The 15,247-nt window shown below is 67.8% G+C and carries 14 protein-coding genes; 4 read left to right on the top strand and 10 right to left on the bottom strand.

Annotation, left to right across the window (positions count from 1 at the left end):
• The first annotated feature begins 709 nt into the window (after positions 1–709).
• From BBX35_RS06230 to BBX35_RS06220, 3 genes are all read left to right on the top strand, one after another.
• Positions 710–2,476 carry an acetolactate synthase 3 large subunit gene (locus BBX35_RS06230; RefSeq protein WP_067217249.1) on the top strand — a complete coding sequence of 589 codons (1,767 nt, stop codon included), beginning with the start codon at positions 710–712 and terminating at the stop codon, positions 2,474–2,476.
• A gap of 19 nt (positions 2,477–2,495) precedes the next feature.
• Positions 2,496–3,068 carry an acetolactate synthase small subunit gene (gene ilvN / locus BBX35_RS06225; RefSeq protein WP_067218294.1) on the top strand — a complete coding sequence of 191 codons (573 nt, stop codon included), beginning with the start codon at positions 2,496–2,498 and terminating at the stop codon, positions 3,066–3,068.
• A 456-nt stretch (positions 3,069–3,524) separates the two neighbouring features.
• A complete protein-coding gene (locus BBX35_RS06220; RefSeq protein WP_067217246.1) occupies positions 3,525–5,072 on the top strand; it encodes a 2-isopropylmalate synthase in 1,548 nt (515 codons plus the stop codon).
• 110 nt (positions 5,073–5,182) lie between these two features.
• Here the strand turns inward: BBX35_RS06220 and BBX35_RS06215 are convergent, their stop codons facing one another.
• Together BBX35_RS06215 and miaA are read right to left on the bottom strand one after the other, a co-directional pair.
• Positions 5,183–5,725 (bottom strand): GNAT family N-acetyltransferase, encoded by a 543-nt coding sequence (locus BBX35_RS06215; RefSeq protein ID WP_067217244.1) that lies wholly within the window; start codon positions 5,723–5,725, stop codon positions 5,183–5,185.
• A 255-nt stretch (positions 5,726–5,980) separates the two neighbouring features.
• Positions 5,981–6,895, bottom strand: a complete 915-nt coding sequence (gene miaA, locus BBX35_RS06210; protein ID WP_083206041.1) for a tRNA (adenosine(37)-N6)-dimethylallyltransferase MiaA — start codon at positions 6,893–6,895, stop codon at positions 5,981–5,983.
• A 32-nt stretch (positions 6,896–6,927) separates the two neighbouring features.
• Between miaA and serB the strand changes: the two genes are divergently transcribed.
• Positions 6,928–7,824: a phosphoserine phosphatase SerB gene (gene serB / locus BBX35_RS06205; protein ID WP_067217239.1), complete on the top strand. Its 897-nt coding sequence runs from the start codon at positions 6,928–6,930 to the stop codon at positions 7,822–7,824.
• A 108-nt stretch (positions 7,825–7,932) separates the two neighbouring features.
• On the opposite strand, the gene BBX35_RS06200 is transcribed toward serB, so the two are convergent.
• The 8 genes from BBX35_RS06200 to BBX35_RS06165 all read right to left on the bottom strand — a co-directional run bounded on the left by BBX35_RS06200 (position 7,933) and on the right by BBX35_RS06165 (position 15,174).
• Positions 7,933–9,456: a DegQ family serine endoprotease gene (locus BBX35_RS06200; RefSeq protein WP_083206040.1), complete on the bottom strand. Its 1,524-nt coding sequence runs from the start codon at positions 9,454–9,456 to the stop codon at positions 7,933–7,935.
• A gap of 116 nt (positions 9,457–9,572) precedes the next feature.
• Complete coding sequence (locus BBX35_RS06195; protein ID WP_067217237.1) at positions 9,573–9,758, bottom strand: DUF2065 domain-containing protein; 186 nt, start codon at positions 9,756–9,758, stop codon at positions 9,573–9,575.
• A complete protein-coding gene (hflC, locus tag BBX35_RS06190; protein ID WP_067217235.1) occupies positions 9,755–10,687 on the bottom strand; it encodes a protease modulator HflC in 933 nt (310 codons plus the stop codon). The genes BBX35_RS06195 and hflC overlap by 4 nt, the downstream gene beginning before the upstream one ends.
• Positions 10,687–11,856 carry an FtsH protease activity modulator HflK gene (gene hflK / locus BBX35_RS06185; RefSeq protein ID WP_067218289.1) on the bottom strand — a complete coding sequence of 390 codons (1,170 nt, stop codon included), beginning with the start codon at positions 11,854–11,856 and terminating at the stop codon, positions 10,687–10,689. Before hflK ends, hflC begins: the two co-directional genes overlap by 1 nt.
• Before the next feature lie 224 nt (positions 11,857–12,080).
• Entirely contained in the window at positions 12,081–13,331 is a 1,251-nt protein-coding gene (locus BBX35_RS06180; protein ID WP_067217232.1) for a flavin monoamine oxidase family protein, read from the bottom strand.
• 11 nt (positions 13,332–13,342) lie between these two features.
• Positions 13,343–14,185 carry an S-formylglutathione hydrolase gene (gene fghA / locus BBX35_RS06175; RefSeq protein WP_067217230.1) on the bottom strand — a complete coding sequence of 281 codons (843 nt, stop codon included), beginning with the start codon at positions 14,183–14,185 and terminating at the stop codon, positions 13,343–13,345.
• 30 nt (positions 14,186–14,215) lie between these two features.
• Positions 14,216–14,755 carry a GNAT family N-acetyltransferase gene (locus tag BBX35_RS06170; RefSeq protein ID WP_244271562.1) on the bottom strand — a complete coding sequence of 180 codons (540 nt, stop codon included), beginning with the start codon at positions 14,753–14,755 and terminating at the stop codon, positions 14,216–14,218.
• 8 nt (positions 14,756–14,763) lie between these two features.
• Positions 14,764–15,174, bottom strand: a complete 411-nt coding sequence (locus BBX35_RS06165) for a helix-turn-helix domain-containing protein (RefSeq protein ID WP_067217227.1) — start codon at positions 15,172–15,174, stop codon at positions 14,764–14,766.
• Between the last annotated feature and the right edge of the window lie 73 nt (positions 15,175–15,247).

Genomic DNA, 15,247 nt, shown 5'->3' with positions numbered 1-15,247 from the left:
GTCTGCCCGGCTTGCGAATTGGTCGCCCAACAGCTTGCTGCAACAGGATCCCGAAGCGGAAAGCGTCGAACGCCGACCGCTGTGAGACGGGTGTATACAGAGACCGACTGGCGGATGCAAGGGTCTTTTCGCCTGCCGGCAAAAAGCCGGCTCCGTGCAAGGATTTGTGCCGAAAACCGGGCGCTCTTGCCTGGGGATATCTTTTGCCGGGCGGGGCGGGCACGCGGTCCAGCGCCGCGAAGGATAACCTCTGCGGGGCAGCTCTCTTGCAACATTCGGCAAGTCCGCGGGGCGCTTTGCGAAATTTCCGGATAATGCGCTTGACCGGCGCAGGCGGCGCGTCTAGTTTGCGCGGCGTCGGATCGGGTAAGTCGCAACATGACCCTGTCATATGCTTCTGGCGACCGACAGCTTGCCGACGGCACCCCGCGAGGGGCCGGGAGCAGGCTCATTGGCAACACCGCCGAACAGGACGGATTTGACGTGACGAAGAGCATCGGGCTCATTCTTGTATGCGGGGCGCGCGCGGCCGGGACGAGGTAACACTCGGTTTCCCAGACAGCTCAGCGCGCGCGAGGCCTCCACCGGAGGCCTTTTTTATTGGCCGCATGCCAGAGGGCGCCCGGACCTGACTTGCGCGGGACGACGTGGCGGAAGACGAAACGGACGGTTCGCGGCGAGGACGCCGCGACGATCGAGGACAGGAACGATGAAGCGCGAGATGACCGGCGCCGAAATGGTGCTGCAGGCACTCAAGGACCAGGGGGTCAAGCATGTGTTCGGATATCCGGGCGGTGCCGTGCTTCCGATTTACGACGAGATCATCCAGCAGGACGAGGTCGAGCACGTCCTCGTGCGCCACGAACAGGGCGCTGGCCATGCGGCCGAGGGCTATGCCCGCTCGACCGGTAAGCCGGGCGTCGTGCTGGTCACCTCCGGTCCGGGCGCGACCAACATGGTCACCGCGCTGACCGACGCGCTGCTCGATTCCATCCCGCTCGTCTGCATCACCGGCCAGGTGCCGACGCACCTGATCGGCAGCGACGCCTTCCAGGAGTGCGACACGGTCGGCATCACCCGTCCCTGCACCAAGCACAACTGGCTGGTGAAGCGGATCGAGGACCTGCCGCGCATCCTGCACGAGGCCTTTTATGTCGCGACCTCCGGCCGTCCGGGCCCGGTCGTCGTCGACGTGCCGAAGGACATCCAGTTCGCGACCGGCATCTACGAGCCGCCGACCAACATCGCCCACAAGTCCTACCGGCCGAAGGTCAAGGGCGACATCGAGCCGATCCGCCATGCGGTCGAGCTGCTGTCGCGGGCGCGCAAGCCGATCTTCTATACCGGCGGCGGCGTCATCAATTCCGGCCCGGCCGCGACCCAGCTGCTGCGCGAGCTGGTGCAGCTGACCGGTGCGCCGATCACCTCGACGCTGATGGGCCTCGGCGCCTATCCGGCCTCCGGCGACAACTGGCTGGGCATGCTCGGCATGCACGGCACGTACGAAGCCAACATGGCGATGCACGATTGCGACGTGATGATCTGCATCGGCGCGCGCTTCGACGACCGCATCACCGGCCGGATCGACGCGTTTTCGCCGAACTCGTTCAAGGTGCATATCGACATCGACCCGTCCTCCATCAACAAGACGGTGAAGGTCGACATCCCGATCATCGGCGACGTCGCCCATGTGCTGGAGGACATGGTGCGCCTGTGGCGGACCGGCGGGCACAAGCTCGACGCGCCGGCGCTGAAGTCGTGGTGGGAGAAGATCGACCGCTGGCGCGGGCGCAACTCGCTCGCCTACCGCCCGTCGGAAGACATCATCATGCCGCAATACGCCATCCAGCGGCTGTACGAGGCCACCAAGGACCGCAAGACCTTCGTTTCCACGGAAGTCGGCCAGCACCAGATGTGGGCGGCGCAGTTCTTCGGCTTCGACGCACCCAACCGCTGGCTGACCTCGGGCGGCCTCGGCACGATGGGCTACGGTCTGCCGGCGGCGATCGGCGCACAGGTGGCGCACCCGGACGCGCTGTGCATCGACATCGCGGGCGATGCCTCGATCCTGATGAACATCCAGGAGATGTCGACGGCCGTGCAGTTCGGGCTGCCGGTCAAGGTCTTCATCCTCAACAACCAGTACATGGGCATGGTGCGCCAGTGGCAGCAACTGCTGCACGGCAACCGGCTGTCGCATTCCTACATGGACAGCCTGCCGGACTTCGTGAAGCTGGCGGAGGCCTTCGGCGGTCACGGCATCGTCTGCGACAAGCCGGCGGATCTCGATGACGCGATTCAGGAGATGATCGACACGCCGAAGCCGGTGATCTTCGACTGCCGCGTGGCGAACCTTGCCAACTGCTTCCCGATGATCCCCTCGGGCAAGGCGCATAACGAGATGCTGCTGCCGGACGAGGCCAACGACGAGGCGGTGGCCAATGCCATCGACGCGGCCGGCAAGGCGCTGGTCTGAGATCGCGGAGACGAACGAGATGAACGCACAGAACCTCAATGCGCCCTCCGCCTACTTCATGGCCGAGGTGGTCGAGCAGGTCGAGAGCCACACGCTCTCGGTGCTGGTCGACAACGAGCCGGGCGTGCTTGCCCGCGTCATTGGCCTGTTCTCGGGCCGGGGCTACAATATCGACAGCCTGACCGTCTCGGAGACCGAGCACGAGAAGCACCTGTCCCGGATCACCATCGTGACCACCGGCACGCCGATGGTCATCGAGCAGATCCATCACCAGCTCGAGCGGCTGGTGCCGGTGCACCGGGTGACCAACCTGACGGTCGACGCACGGCGGCGCAATTTCGAGAAGCCGCTGGAGCGGGAGCTGGCCCTGATCAAGGTGGCCGGCATCGGCGAGAAGCGGCTGGAAGCCCTGCGGCTGGCGGATGCGTTCCGCGCGACGGTGATAGATGCGACGGCGGAGCATTTCGTCTTCGAGATCACCGGGCGCACGAACAAGGTGGAGCAGTTCATCGCCATCCTGAAGCCGCTCGGCCTGGTGGAGGTGTCGCGCTCCGGCGTTGCGGCCTTGCAGCGCGGCCCCGAGGGCATCTGACATTTCACACAGGGCGGGGGCGACCCCGCCCTGTGTGGTCTCTTGCGCAGGCCTGCAGCACGAGACCTATGAAAGTCCGCGCAAGTATCTTGCAAGGACGCGGGCGATCGGGTACCACCTTGGTGCATTAACGCCTTTTTCGGGAAATCTTGCGCAAGCTTGGCGCGTTTCCCATGCCACCGGCCCGCAACGGACGGGCGAGACGCAAGGACTGGACGAACCGCATGATCGCCGCTGGCACATATGCCGCTTTTGCGATCGACGCGCGCACGACGCGCGGCGGAGCCCTGCGTCGCGGCGGCCTCCTTCTCCTTATCTGCCCCTGAGCACCGGCTGCCTCCCAGCGGAACGGAGGCGGGCGCTCAGGGGACGAAACCTTCACCGACCGATTGCATTTCGGCCCGCGCCCCATAGACACGCGAGCGGCGCAGGGCCAGACCCGAAGGGAAACGGATAATGTCTGCCCAGGACCAGATCTTCATTTTCGACACCACCTTGCGCGACGGCGAGCAGTCGCCCGGCGCCTCCATGACCCTGGAAGAGAAGCTGCAGGTGGCCGAGATTCTCGACGACATGGGCGTCGACATCATCGAGGCCGGCTTTCCGATCGCCTCCAACGGCGATTTCGAGGCGGTCTCCGAGATCGCCAAGCGCACCAAGCGTTCGGTGATCGCGGGCCTCGCCCGTGCCATCCATGCCGACATCGACCGGGCCGGCGAGGCGGTACGCCATGCCGAGCGCGGCCGCATCCACACCTTCGTCTCCACCTCGCCGATCCATCTGGAGCACCAGATGAAGAAGACCGAGGCGCAGGTGCTCGACATCATCACCGACACGGTCGGCCGGGCGCGCAACCTGATCGACGACGTGGAGTGGTCGGCGATGGACGCCACCCGCACGCCTATCGAGTATCTGTGCCGCTGCGTCGAGGCGGCGATCCGCGCCGGCGCCACCACGATCAACCTGCCGGACACAGTCGGCTATGCGACGCCGGACGAATACAAGTCGATGTTCGAGCAGATCCGCGCCCGGGTGCCGGACGCGGACAAGGCGATCTTCTCCGTGCATTGCCACAATGACCTGGGCCTCGCCGTCGCCAACTCGCTGGCCGGCGTCGCCGGCGGCGCGCGGCAGATCGAGTGCACGATCAACGGCCTCGGCGAGCGTGCCGGCAATGCGGCGCTGGAAGAGATCGTCATGGCGATCCGCACCCGCTCCGACGTGCTGCCCTACAGCTGCTCGGTCGAGCCGCGCTATCTGACCCGCGCCTCCAAGCTGGTCTCGGCGGTGTCCGGCTTCCCGGTCCAGTTCAACAAGGCCATCGTCGGCAAGAACGCCTTCGCGCATGAAAGCGGCATCCACCAGGACGGCATGCTGAAGAATGCCGAGACCTACGAGATCATGCGTCCCGAGGATGTGGGCGTGAAGGCCACCTCGCTGGTGATGGGCAAGCATTCGGGCCGCCATGCCTTCCGCCAGAAGCTGGAAGAGCTGGGCTACGAGATCGGCGACAATGCGTTCGAGGACGCCTTCCGCCGGTTCAAGGACCTCGCCGACCGCAAGAAGCACGTCTATGACGAGGACATCGAGGCCCTGGTCGAGAACGAGATCGCGACCCAGGGCGAGCAGATCAAGGTGATCGCGCTCACCGTCATCGCCGGCACCGGTTCGGCCGGCAAGGCGATCCTGACGCTCGACGTCGACGGTCGCCACGAGACCCGCGAGTGCACCGGCGACGGCCCGATCGACGCGACGTTCAACGCCATCAAGACCATCGTGCCGCACGATGCGCGCCTGTCGCTCTACCAGGTGCACGCGGTAACGGAAGGAACCGACGCGCAGGCGGAAGTGTCCGTCCGGCTCGAGTCGAACGGCCGCATGGCGACCGGCAAGGGCGCGGATACCGACACGCTGGTGGCCTCGGCCCGCGCCTATATCTCGGCGCTCAACCGGCTGATCGCCCGTCAGAGCAAGCCGGACCACCAGGAACTCAAGGCCGTCTGAGCCGCTGTCCGGCCTGACGGATCGACATGAGAAAAAGCCCCCGGCGGAGCGATCCGCCGGGGGCTTTCACGTCTGCGGCGGGCTGGCCGCTGATCCGACTGCGCCGCGCGTCAGGCGCTGGCGCGAGCGTAGCGGGCAAGGGCCGGCGAGAGCACCTGCAGGCAGTCGAAGGCGTTGCCGTCGATCACCGTGCGCTGGCGCTGCGAGAAGCCGATGCCTTCCACCATGCGGCGGGCTGGATCGTTGCCGGCGGCGACGAAGGCGATGAGATGGGTAAAGTAAGTGTTCTCGAAGAACCAGGTCACCAGCGCGCCGGCCAGCTCGGAGGCGTAGCCCTTGCCCCACAGATGCGGCTTCAGGCAGATGCTGAGGGCTACTTCCGAGGTTTCCGGATAGACGGAAAAGCCGGCACGACCGGCAAAGCCGCCGTCATGCAGCGTCGCTTTCCACTGGCTGAAGCCGCGGTGGTCCTGGCCCTCGATATAGTCGAGCAGGCGCTGCTCGGCGTCCTCGCGCGTGCGGATCGCCTCATGGGAGGCGAGGAAGCGGTTGACGCCCTCGTCGCAATGCAGGGCATAGAGATCGCCCGCATCAGCGTCGCTGAAGGTCGACAGACGCAGGCGCGGCGTCTTCAAAATCGCATTGTCCGCCATGGTCTCTCTCCTCGCGGGTCCGGCGCCGATGGGGGCGGCGCGGTGTCCGTAAAAGACGGTCTGGCGGGATCGGGACCTTGCGGCCCGTCCTCCGGAAGAATGGCTGTCGCGCGATCTTCGCCGCGTCGAGCCGGGGGCACATGATGGGATGTACCGGACAGTGCCTGAAGGGATTCGCGCCGGAGCGCCACAGGCCTGACTTCGTTTACGAGAAGTTTATGCGCAAATGATGGCGATTCAATCAAGAGATGTAGTTTACGCGCCTCCGCGCAAAACGCGTTGCCAGGCGGCGGTGTCGGCCGGGTCGAGGCGGGGCCAGTCGCCGAGCTGGCCGCGGAAGAACGTCTCCTGTCGCTTGGCGTAGCGGCGGGTTTCGGTCGTCGCCTTCTCGACGGCATGGTCCAGCCCGTCGAGATCGGCGGGAAGGGGGCCGAGCTCGCGCACGCCGATGGCCTTCATCGCCGGCAGGTCAGGATCCAGATTGCGGGCGAGCAGGCGGCGGGCTTCCTCCACCGCGCCGGCCTCCACCATCATGCGGAAGCGGCGGGCGATGCGCTCGTGCAGCCAGGGCCGCGGCGGGGCGAGCACCAGGCGCGCTGCCTCCGGCCCGACGAGAACCGGTCCCTGCTGCTGCTGCCAGTAGGAGAGGGAGCGGCCCGTTGCCTCCATCACCTCCAGCGCGCGCAGGATGCGCTGGGTGTCGCCGGGCTCGAGCCGTGCCGCCATCGGCGGATCGACTTCCGCCAGCCTGCGGTGAAGCGCAACGGAAGGGGTCTCCGCCGCCTCGGCACGCAGACGGGTGCGGATCTCCTCCGGGATCTCCGGGACAGCGGACAGTCCGCCGGACAGGGCGCGGAAATACAGGCCAGTGCCGCCGACGATGACGAGCGGCCGGCCGGCATCGCGCGCCTCGTCCAGGACCTTGCCGATATCCGACAGCCAGCGGGCGACGGACCAGGGTTCGGCCGCATCGACATGGCCGTAGAGGTGGTGCGGCGCCCGGGCGAGATCGTCCGGCGAGGGCCGGGCGGTCAGCACGTCGAGATCGGCATAGACCTGCATGCTGTCCGCATTGGCGATCCAGGCGCCATCGCGCTCCGCCAGCTCCAGGGCCAGCGCCGACTTGCCGCTCGCCGTGGGTCCGGCTATCAACGTGACCGGTTTCGCCACTTCTTCCTCATTCCCTTGCAAGGCGCTTCACGATGTCGCTTGTCGCAACCCTCGTCGCCAATCCCTCGCGCCCGGTCCTCGACGAGACTCTCGTCGCGCGGGCGCTCCATGTGTTGCCGGCAGGGTCCGCAGCCGACTGGCTGGCCGCCGGCATCGCCTGCGACCTCGCCTTCAGCGGAACGCCGGCCGAGGCGGCCGAGTTCGACGCGCGCCTGCGCGAGGTGGTCGCCGACGCCCCCGTCGACGTCCTTGTGCAGAAGCACGAGGGCAGACGCAAGCGCCTGCTGATCGCCGACATGGATTCCACCATGATCGGGCAGGAATGCATCGACGAACTCGCCGCCGCCGTCGGCAAGAAGGACGTGATCGCCGCGATCACCGAGCGGGCGATGCGCGGCGAGCTGGAGTTCGAGCCGGCCCTGCGCGAGCGCGCGGCGATGCTGGCCGGGCTGGAGGCCGGCGTCATCGGCGAGGTGCTGACCAAGCAGATCACCCTGACGCCGGGCGCGCGCGAACTGGTCGGCACGATGCGGGCGCATGGCGCCTATTGCGCGCTGGTCTCGGGCGGCTTCACGGCTTTCACCTCCGAAATCGCCGCGCAGCTCGGCTTCCACGAGAACAAGGCGAACACGCTGGGCATCGCCGACGGGCGGCTGACCGGCAAGGTCGACGAGCCGATCCTGGGGCGCGAGGCCAAGCGCCAGCGGCTGGAAGAGCTGATGGCGGAGAAGGGGCTCGACGCTTCCTCGGCGATTGCCGTCGGCGACGGCGCCAACGATCTGGCGATGATCGAGCGGGCGGGGCTCGGCGTTGCCTATCATGCAAAGCCGGCGGTGGCGGCGGCGGCCGATGCACGGGTCGATCATGGCGACCTGACCGCGCTGCTCTATTTCCAGGGCTACCGGGCGAGCGAGTTCGCCGCCGGCTGAACCGGCCCTTCCGAAAGGACACAAAAAGGCCGCGGGCGAACCCGCGGCCTTTCTTTTTTGGTTCGGGCAGGGCCCTTCTTTTATTTGAGAACGGCCCTTGCGCTCGTCTTACGGCTCGATGGTGAGCGGGATGAAGCGGACTTCTCCCTGAGCGTTCGAGATCAGGAACAGCGCCAGGCGGCGGCTTTCGCCTTTCAGCGTCTCGATGCGGGCGGTGATGTCGGCAGGCGAGGAGACAGCCTCCTGTGCCACCTCGACGATCACGTCGCCGGCCGCGATGCGCTTCTCGGCGGCACCCGAGCCGTCCTCGACGGCGGTGACCACCACGCCCTTGACGTCGGCGGCGATGGAGTACTGCGTGCGCAGCTCCTCGGTCAGCGCCGACAGGGTCATGCCGAGCACGGTCGGGGTCTCGTTGGCCGGAGCCTCGTCTGAGGGCGCAGTGCTGTCGGCGGCAGCGGAGGCGTCGGCCTCCTCGAGACGGCCGAGCGTAACCTGAAGCGTGACTTCCTCGCCCTTGCGCAGGACGACGACCGAGACTTCCTCGCCGACCGGCGTGTCGGCGACCATACGCGGCAGGTCGTGCATGGCCGGCACGCGGGAGCCGTTGAACTCCAGCACCACGTCGCCGGCCTCGAAGCCCGCGTCTTCCGCCGGACCACCCTCGGTGATGCCGGCGATCAGCGCGCCTTCGGCCTTGTCCATGCCGAGGCTCTCGGCGATCTCGTCGGTGACTTCCTGGATGCGCACGCCGAGCCAGCCGCGGCGGGTCTCGCCGAACTCGCGGAGCTGGGCGATGACCTTGGTCGCCGTCTCGGAGGGAATCGCGAAGCCGATGCCGATCGAGCCGCCCGAGGGCGAGATGATCGCGGTGTTGATGCCGATGACTTCGCCGTTGCGGTTGAACAGCGGACCGCCGGAATTGCCGCGATTGATGGAGGCGTCGGTCTGGATGTAGTTGTCGTAAGGACCGGAATTGATGTTCCGGTTGCGGGCCGAGACGATGCCGGTGGTGACCGTGCCGCCGAGGCCGAACGGGTTGCCGATGGCCATCACCCACTCGCCGACGCGCAGGCTCTCGGAATCGCCGAAGGAGACGGCCTTGAGCGGGGAGGCGGGCTTCACCTTGAGAACCGCGATGTCGGTCTTGCTGTCGCGGCCGATCACCTCGGCGGCGAGCTTGCTGCCGTCGTTGAAGTTGGCGGTGATCTCGTCGGCGCCCTCGATCACGTGGTTGTTCGTGATGATGATGCCTTCCTCGGCGTCGACGACGAAGCCGGAGCCGAGCGACTGCACCCGACGCGGCCGGTTGTTGTCGCGATTCTGACGGTTGAAGAACTCGTCGAAGAACTCCTGGAAGGGCGAGCCTTCCGGCACCTGCGGCAGCGGCACGGAGCGCTGCGCGGTGACGTTTTGCGCCGTGGAGATGTTCACGACCGCATCAAGCAGGGACTCTGCGAGATCGGGGATCGACTCCGGCGCCTGGGCCCGGGCCACGCTGAAATCGGCGACGGTGGCGGGCACGGCAAGGGAAAGGGCGAGGGCGGCGGCGGCGAGCCGGCGCCCGATGCGACGGGGGCCTGTCGTGCCGGACGGGCTGGCCTGACGCTGGTCGGTGTTCAACAGGGCCATAGGCCGTTGTCCTCCATCTGGGTTCGGGGTCCGTTGCCCCGCGGTATCTTGCGGCCGGACGGGGAAGCATACGCCCCGTCCGGCCCTTGCAAAACGTGAAAGCGATGCCGCGATGCCTATCCGCGGACGAGCCAGACCATGAAGACGCCGATTATGGCGGCAATCAGTCCACCGGTCCGCAGCACTCCCTCGGGGAGTTCGAGCATCTGACGGATCGCCTGTTTCATGGCTCCCGGGGCGAGCGCGTAGAGCGCCCCCTCGAGAGCCAGGACCAGTCCGAGTGCGACCCAGAGATCGCTCACTGGGCGAGCGGACCCCGGGCAACCGGTGCCTCGCCGCTGGCGGCGGGGGCCGGCTGGCGCTGGATGCCGCTCGGATCGCGGAAGTAGCGGAAGAACTGGGAGGTCGGCGACAGCACCATGGAGGTGTCGCCGGCCTTCAGGCCCTCCGCATAGGCCTGCATCGAGCGATAGAAGCTGAAGAACTCCGGATCGCGGTTGAAGGCATCGGCAAAGATCCGGTTCCGCTCCGCATCGCCGTCACCGCGGATCACCTCGGCGTCGCGATTGGCCTCGGCGACGATGACGGTGGAATCGCGGTCGGCACGCGAGCGGATGCGCTGCGCCTGCTCGGCACCCTGCGCGCGGATTTCGGTCGCCTCGCGCTGACGCTCCGTCTGCATGCGGCGGAAAACCGCGTCGGAGTTGGTCTGCGGCAGGTCGGCCCGGCGGATCTTCACATCCACCACCTCGATGCCGATGGGGGCGGCACGCAAGGCGACATCCTGGCGGATCTGGTCCATCAGGCCGGCACGGTCGTCACGCACCATCTGGACGAAGGTGGCGCGCGCGAGCACCGAACGAAGGCTCGACTGCAGGAAGGTGGACAGACGCTGGTTCGCCTCGTTGATGTTGTTCACCGTCTGGAAGAACAGCACCGGATCGGTGATGCGATAGCGGGCGAAGGCGTCGACGACGAGGCGCTTCTTGTCCGACAGGATCGGCTCGATCAGCGGCATGTTCAGGTCGAGCACGCGCTTGTCGAAATAGACCACGTTCTGGACGAAGGGCACCTTGAACTTGAGGCCCGGCTCCTGTTCCGCCCGCTTGATCTCGCCGAACTGCAGGACGAGAGCCTGCTGGGCCGGGTTGACGATATAGACGGACAGGTACAGCACGAGGGCTGCTGCTGCGACGACGATGCCGCCGATCCCGAAAAGACCGTTCTTCATCACTGGTTGCCTCCGCTGCGGGCGGCGCCCTGGTTTCGGTTGAGCTGGTCAAGCGGCAGGTAGGGCACCACGCCCGAGCCGCTGGCGCTCTCGTCGATGATGATCTTGGTGTTGCGGCCGAGAACCTGCTCGATCGTCTCCAGATAGAGGCGCTCGCGGGTCACGTCCGGAGCCTTCTGGTACTCGTCGAGGATCTTGACGAAGCGCTGTGCCTGACCGTTGGCCTCGGCGACCGTCTGGTCGCGATAGGCGTTGGCGGCCTCGAGCAGACGCGCTGCCTCGCCTCGGGCTTCCGGCACGACGCGGTTGGCATAGGCCTGCGCCTCGTTCTGGATGCGCTCCTGGTCGGCGCGGGCGGCCTGCACGTCGCGGAAGGCTTCGATGACCTGCTGCGGCGGGTCGACCTTCTGCATCTGCACTTCGGTGATCTCGACGCCGGCGCCGTAGCCGTCCAGCGCGGTCTGCATCAGCTCCTGCACAGCGACCTGGATCGGGGTACGGTTCTCACCGAGAATGGCGTCGATGTTGCTCTCGCCGACGACCTCGCGCATGGCGCTCTCGGCGACGGCCTTCACGGTGCCGTCCGGATCCTGGATGTTGAACAGGAAGTTGGACACGCCTTCCGGCGTGTTGCGGATGCGCCACTGCACCTTGAAGTCGACGTCGACGATGTTCTCGTCGCCGGTCAGCATCAGGCTTTCCTCGACCACGTCCTGGCTGTTCACGCGGGTGCCGCTGACGCTCTCGCGCAGGCCCACGGTGAGCTCGCGGATACGCAGGACTTCCGGCGTGTAGACGGTGCCGACGGGGTAGGGCCAGTTGTAGTTCAGACCCGGGGAGGTCTGTCCGGTGACCTCGCCGAAGACCAGCTCGACACCGACCTCGCCCTGCTCGACCCGGTAGAAGCCGGTCGCGAGCCAGATGCCGGCAGCAATGATCAGCGCCAGCAGGATACCCTTGAAGCCGAGATTGCCGCCACCGGGCAGCACGGTCTTCAGCGTGTTCTGGCTTCGTTTGAGCAGCTCTTCCAGATCCGGCGGGTTACCGCCCCCTCCGCCGCCACGCTGCGGGCCGCCCCCCCAAGGGCCGCCACCGCCGGAACCGCCCCAGGGGCCACCGCCCCCGCCGCCCTTCCAGCCGCCGCCACCGTTCTGGTTGCTCCAAGGCATCAAGACATCCTTCATTGAGGAAACGGCACGGCGCCGTTTCCGGTTGTTCGTCGACACGCCACGAGGGCCTTGTCGGGTTATAGGGAGATTGCCCCCGCCTTTCAACGAAAGCCGGTGCCTGCACCACCCTTTCGAAGTGGCGATGCGCCCCAGCGATGTCAATGCGCGGGCGGCGGAAAACCGCCGTTTTTCCGAGGCCGGTGACGAATTGGCGCACAGAGGGTTTACGACCGGGCGGCAATCGCCTGCGCGGCTGCCGCAAGACCGGTCTCGCGGGCCCCGTGGGCCGTGGAAAACGCGGTCTCCGAGACCGCCTCGCCGGCGATGAAAAGCCGCTCGCCGACCGGGCGGCGCAGCACGGCGCGGGCGCCCGCATGACCGGGCGTCGCACAGGAATAGGCGCCGAGCACATGCGGGTCGGAGCCCCAATGGGTCGCGGTCGCCGTGCGCACCCGCTTCGCGATGCCGCTGCCCAGCATGTCCTTCAGCGCCTCGAGCGCGAAGGCGGTCATCGCCGCCTCGCCTTCGCCCTCCAGCGCCTCCGCCGTTTCGCCGCAGAGCTGGCCGACGACCAGCGGCCAGCCGAGATGGTTGGCAACGAAGTTCACCGGCGGGCGGTCCGGCCGGTCGGGGTCGAGCGTGTCGACATAGACATTCTCGCCGAACTCGGCGAGCGGGGCGTCGAGCAGGAACGCGACCTTCTCGGCAAGGCCGGTCGGGCAGCCGGCGGCGGCCTCGCTCACGTCCGCCGGCAGGTCGGGCAGGAAGCGGATGGCACCGCTGGCGATCACGTTGGTGGAGACGGTGAGAATGACATGGCCGGCGCGCAAGGCGCCGCGGTTCGTCTCGATGCGGATCGGCGTGTCGCGCATTTCGATGCTGCGCACCTCGACGCCGAGATGCACGGGGACATGTGCCGAAGTGCGCGCGACCAGCGCGCCGTAGCCGTCGGAGACCGGCCAGTTCTCGTAGGTGTCGGAATAGGCGGCGAGATCGAGCGCCGAGATGCGCTCCGGCGGCAGGGCGGACAGCAACGTCAGCCAGTGGCGGGCAAGGCGCCACCAGGGGCCGGAGGTGTCGCAGCCGGCAATGGCCGGGCGGTCGGGCTCGCCGGGCGCCGCGGCGGCGGCCTCGAAGGCCGCCTCGACCGCGTTCCAGGCCTCGCGGGCGGTCTGCGCATCGGCCTTCGTGCTGCCGAGGAACAGGTCGGCGGATCGGCGGGTGGAGCGCACCATGTAGCGCATGCCGAGCCGGTCGGCCGCCTCGCGGAACGGGTTGCGCGAGGCGCTGTGAAGCCAGTGGCAGCCCCGGTCGAAAGGAATGCCGCCGAAGACATGACGGTCCGTCCAGGCGCGGCCGCCGACCCGCTCCTTGGCCTCCAGCACGGCAAAGCTCAGCCCGCTGGCGGCGAGGCGCTCGCCGGCGGCAAGTCCCGCCGCGCCGGCCCCGATAACGATGACGTCGTACTCACCCACAGCGCCGCTCCTCAGCCGGTCAGGCGCGCCGCATGCCAGGCGACATGGTCGGCGAGGAAGGTGGAGATGAAATAGTAGGAGTGGTCGTAGCCGCCCTGCATGCGCAGGGTCAGATCGACGCCGGACTTGCGGCAGGCGCGCTCGAAGTTCCAGGGCTTGAGCTGCTCGTCCAGGAAACCGTCGGCGGTGCCCTGGTCGATCAGGATGTCGCCGGACCAGCCGGTGTGCTCGACCAGATGGCAGGCGTCATGGGCGGCCCAGGCAGCGCGATCCGCGCCGAGATAGGCGGTGAAGGCCTTCTCGCCCCAGGGGCAGTCGAGCGGGTTTACGATCGGGGCGAAGGCCGAAACCGAGCGGAAGCGGTCGGGATGCTTCATGGCAAGGGTCAGGGCGCCGTGGCCGCCCATCGAGTGGCCGGTGACGCCGACGGCGCCTTCCCACACGGGCAGCTCGGCCGAGATGAGGTCGAAGAGCTCGCGCGCGACGTAGCTCTCCATCGCGAAGTGCGGCGCCCAGGGTGCCTCAGTCGCGTCGATGTAGAAGCCGGCGCCCTGACCCAGGTCGTAGGCGGCATCGTTGGCGACGCCCTCGCCGCGCGGGCTGGTGTCGGGGGCGATGAGAATCAGCCCGTACTCGGCGGCAAGGCGCTGGTAGCCGGCCTTGGCGGTAGCGTTCTCCCAGGTGCAGGTGAGGCCCGAAAGATAGAAGAGCGTGGGGCAGGCCTCGCCGCGCAGGGCCTCGGCCGGCAGGAAGGCGGCGAATTCCATCTCGGTGCCGGTGGCGGCGGAGGCATGGCGATAGACGCGCTGTTCGCCGCCGAAGGCGCGGGCGGAAGAGACGGTGTCGAGGGTCATGGGTGTCGGCTCTCGCGTGAGGGGGAGGGATCAGGTGTCGTGCGAGGCGGGATCGCGCAGCATGTCGACATGCGGGATCCCGTCTTCCAGATAGGTTTCGGACACGGGGCTGAAGCCGTGCCCCGCATAGAAGGCGGTGAGATGCGCTTGCGCCGACAGACCCTGCGGGTGGTTCGGCGCAATGCGCCGGGCCTCGGCAAGGGCTGCGCGCATCAGATAGTCGCCAAGGCCGGTACCGCGCCAGGCCGGTGCAACGACGATGCGGCCGATGCGCAGCGGTTCGCCCGAAGCTCGCGGCCGCAGCAGGCGCAGGCAGGCGGCAAGCTCCGCGTCGCCTTCACTGCTTTCGCTCGGCGCGCTCACCAGCAGGTGGCGGGCTTGCGGATCGCGGCCATCGATCTCCGGATAGGGGCAGGCCTGCTCGACGACGAAGATGTCGACCCGCAGGCGCAGCACATCATGAAGCTGGCGCGGGGTGAGTTCGTCCATCTCCGCCCAGAGCGCGGTGAGGGAAGCCCGGCCGGCAATCGCCGGAGGCGCGGGCATGTCGAGCGCGGGACTGCTGGTCATGGCTGCGCTCACGCGCCGGGGCCCTGTGCGCCCTTGCCGACGAGACGGCCGATCTGCTCCACCTGCGCCTCGAGCCGGTCGAGTGCCTCGCCGGTGCGCTCGTGCGTCTCGCGCAGGAGCTTCAGGCTTGAGGCGATCAGCGCCATTTCGCTGGCCAGCGGGGTTTCGGCCGGCGCGTCGCCAAGGCCGTAGAGCAGCCAGGTCGGGCTGACGCCGAGGAAGCCGGCCAGCATGGTCAGCCGGTTGGCGCGGGGCTCGGAGCGCCCGCTTTCCCAGGCGTTGACGGTGGCGGTCTTGACGCCGATGCGCCGGGCCAGCTGGGCGGAGGAGAAGTTCGCCGCCTCGCGTGCGCGGCGAATGCGCCCGCCGATGGTGTCGCCATCGCGCGGCTCGGCCCACATGCTCTCGGTCTCGCTCATCGGTCCCCCCGGGTTGTGTTGCCTTGTGCCGCGGATGCGGCCGCCCCGCAGGCGGGGCGTGGTGCGGGCCGGG

This window comes from Stappia indica (assembly GCF_001696535.1).
GTDB classification, from domain to species: domain Bacteria; phylum Pseudomonadota; class Alphaproteobacteria; order Rhizobiales; family Stappiaceae; genus Stappia; species Stappia indica.
Note: the sequence above shows the minus strand (reverse complement) of the source record. Positions and strands in the feature narration are given on the sequence as shown.

What these genes read in the sequence shown, in the direction of transcription:
- hflC (WP_067217235.1), bottom strand. Translation starts at nt 10,687, where the DNA reads ATGAAGAACGGTCTTTTCGGGATCGGCGGCATCGTCGTCGCAGCAGCA.
- hflK (WP_067218289.1), bottom strand. Translation starts at nt 11,856, where the DNA reads ATGCCTTGGAGCAACCAGAACGGTGGCGGCGGCTGGAAGGGCGGCGGG.
- BBX35_RS06165 (WP_067217227.1), bottom strand. Translation starts at nt 15,174, where the DNA reads ATGAGCGAGACCGAGAGCATGTGGGCCGAGCCGCGCGATGGCGACACC.
- BBX35_RS06230 (WP_067217249.1), top strand. Translation starts at nt 710, where the DNA reads ATGAAGCGCGAGATGACCGGCGCCGAAATGGTGCTGCAGGCACTCAAG.
- serB (WP_067217239.1), top strand. Translation starts at nt 6,928, where the DNA reads ATGTCGCTTGTCGCAACCCTCGTCGCCAATCCCTCGCGCCCGGTCCTC.
- BBX35_RS06170 (WP_244271562.1), bottom strand. Translation starts at nt 14,755, where the DNA reads ATGACCAGCAGTCCCGCGCTCGACATGCCCGCGCCTCCGGCGATTGCC.
- BBX35_RS06200 (WP_083206040.1), bottom strand. Translation starts at nt 9,456, where the DNA reads ATGGCCCTGTTGAACACCGACCAGCGTCAGGCCAGCCCGTCCGGCACG.
- ilvN (WP_067218294.1), top strand. Translation starts at nt 2,496, where the DNA reads ATGAACGCACAGAACCTCAATGCGCCCTCCGCCTACTTCATGGCCGAG.
- fghA (WP_067217230.1), bottom strand. Translation starts at nt 14,185, where the DNA reads ATGACCCTCGACACCGTCTCTTCCGCCCGCGCCTTCGGCGGCGAACAG.
- BBX35_RS06220 (WP_067217246.1), top strand. Translation starts at nt 3,525, where the DNA reads ATGTCTGCCCAGGACCAGATCTTCATTTTCGACACCACCTTGCGCGAC.
- BBX35_RS06215 (WP_067217244.1), bottom strand. Translation starts at nt 5,725, where the DNA reads ATGGCGGACAATGCGATTTTGAAGACGCCGCGCCTGCGTCTGTCGACC.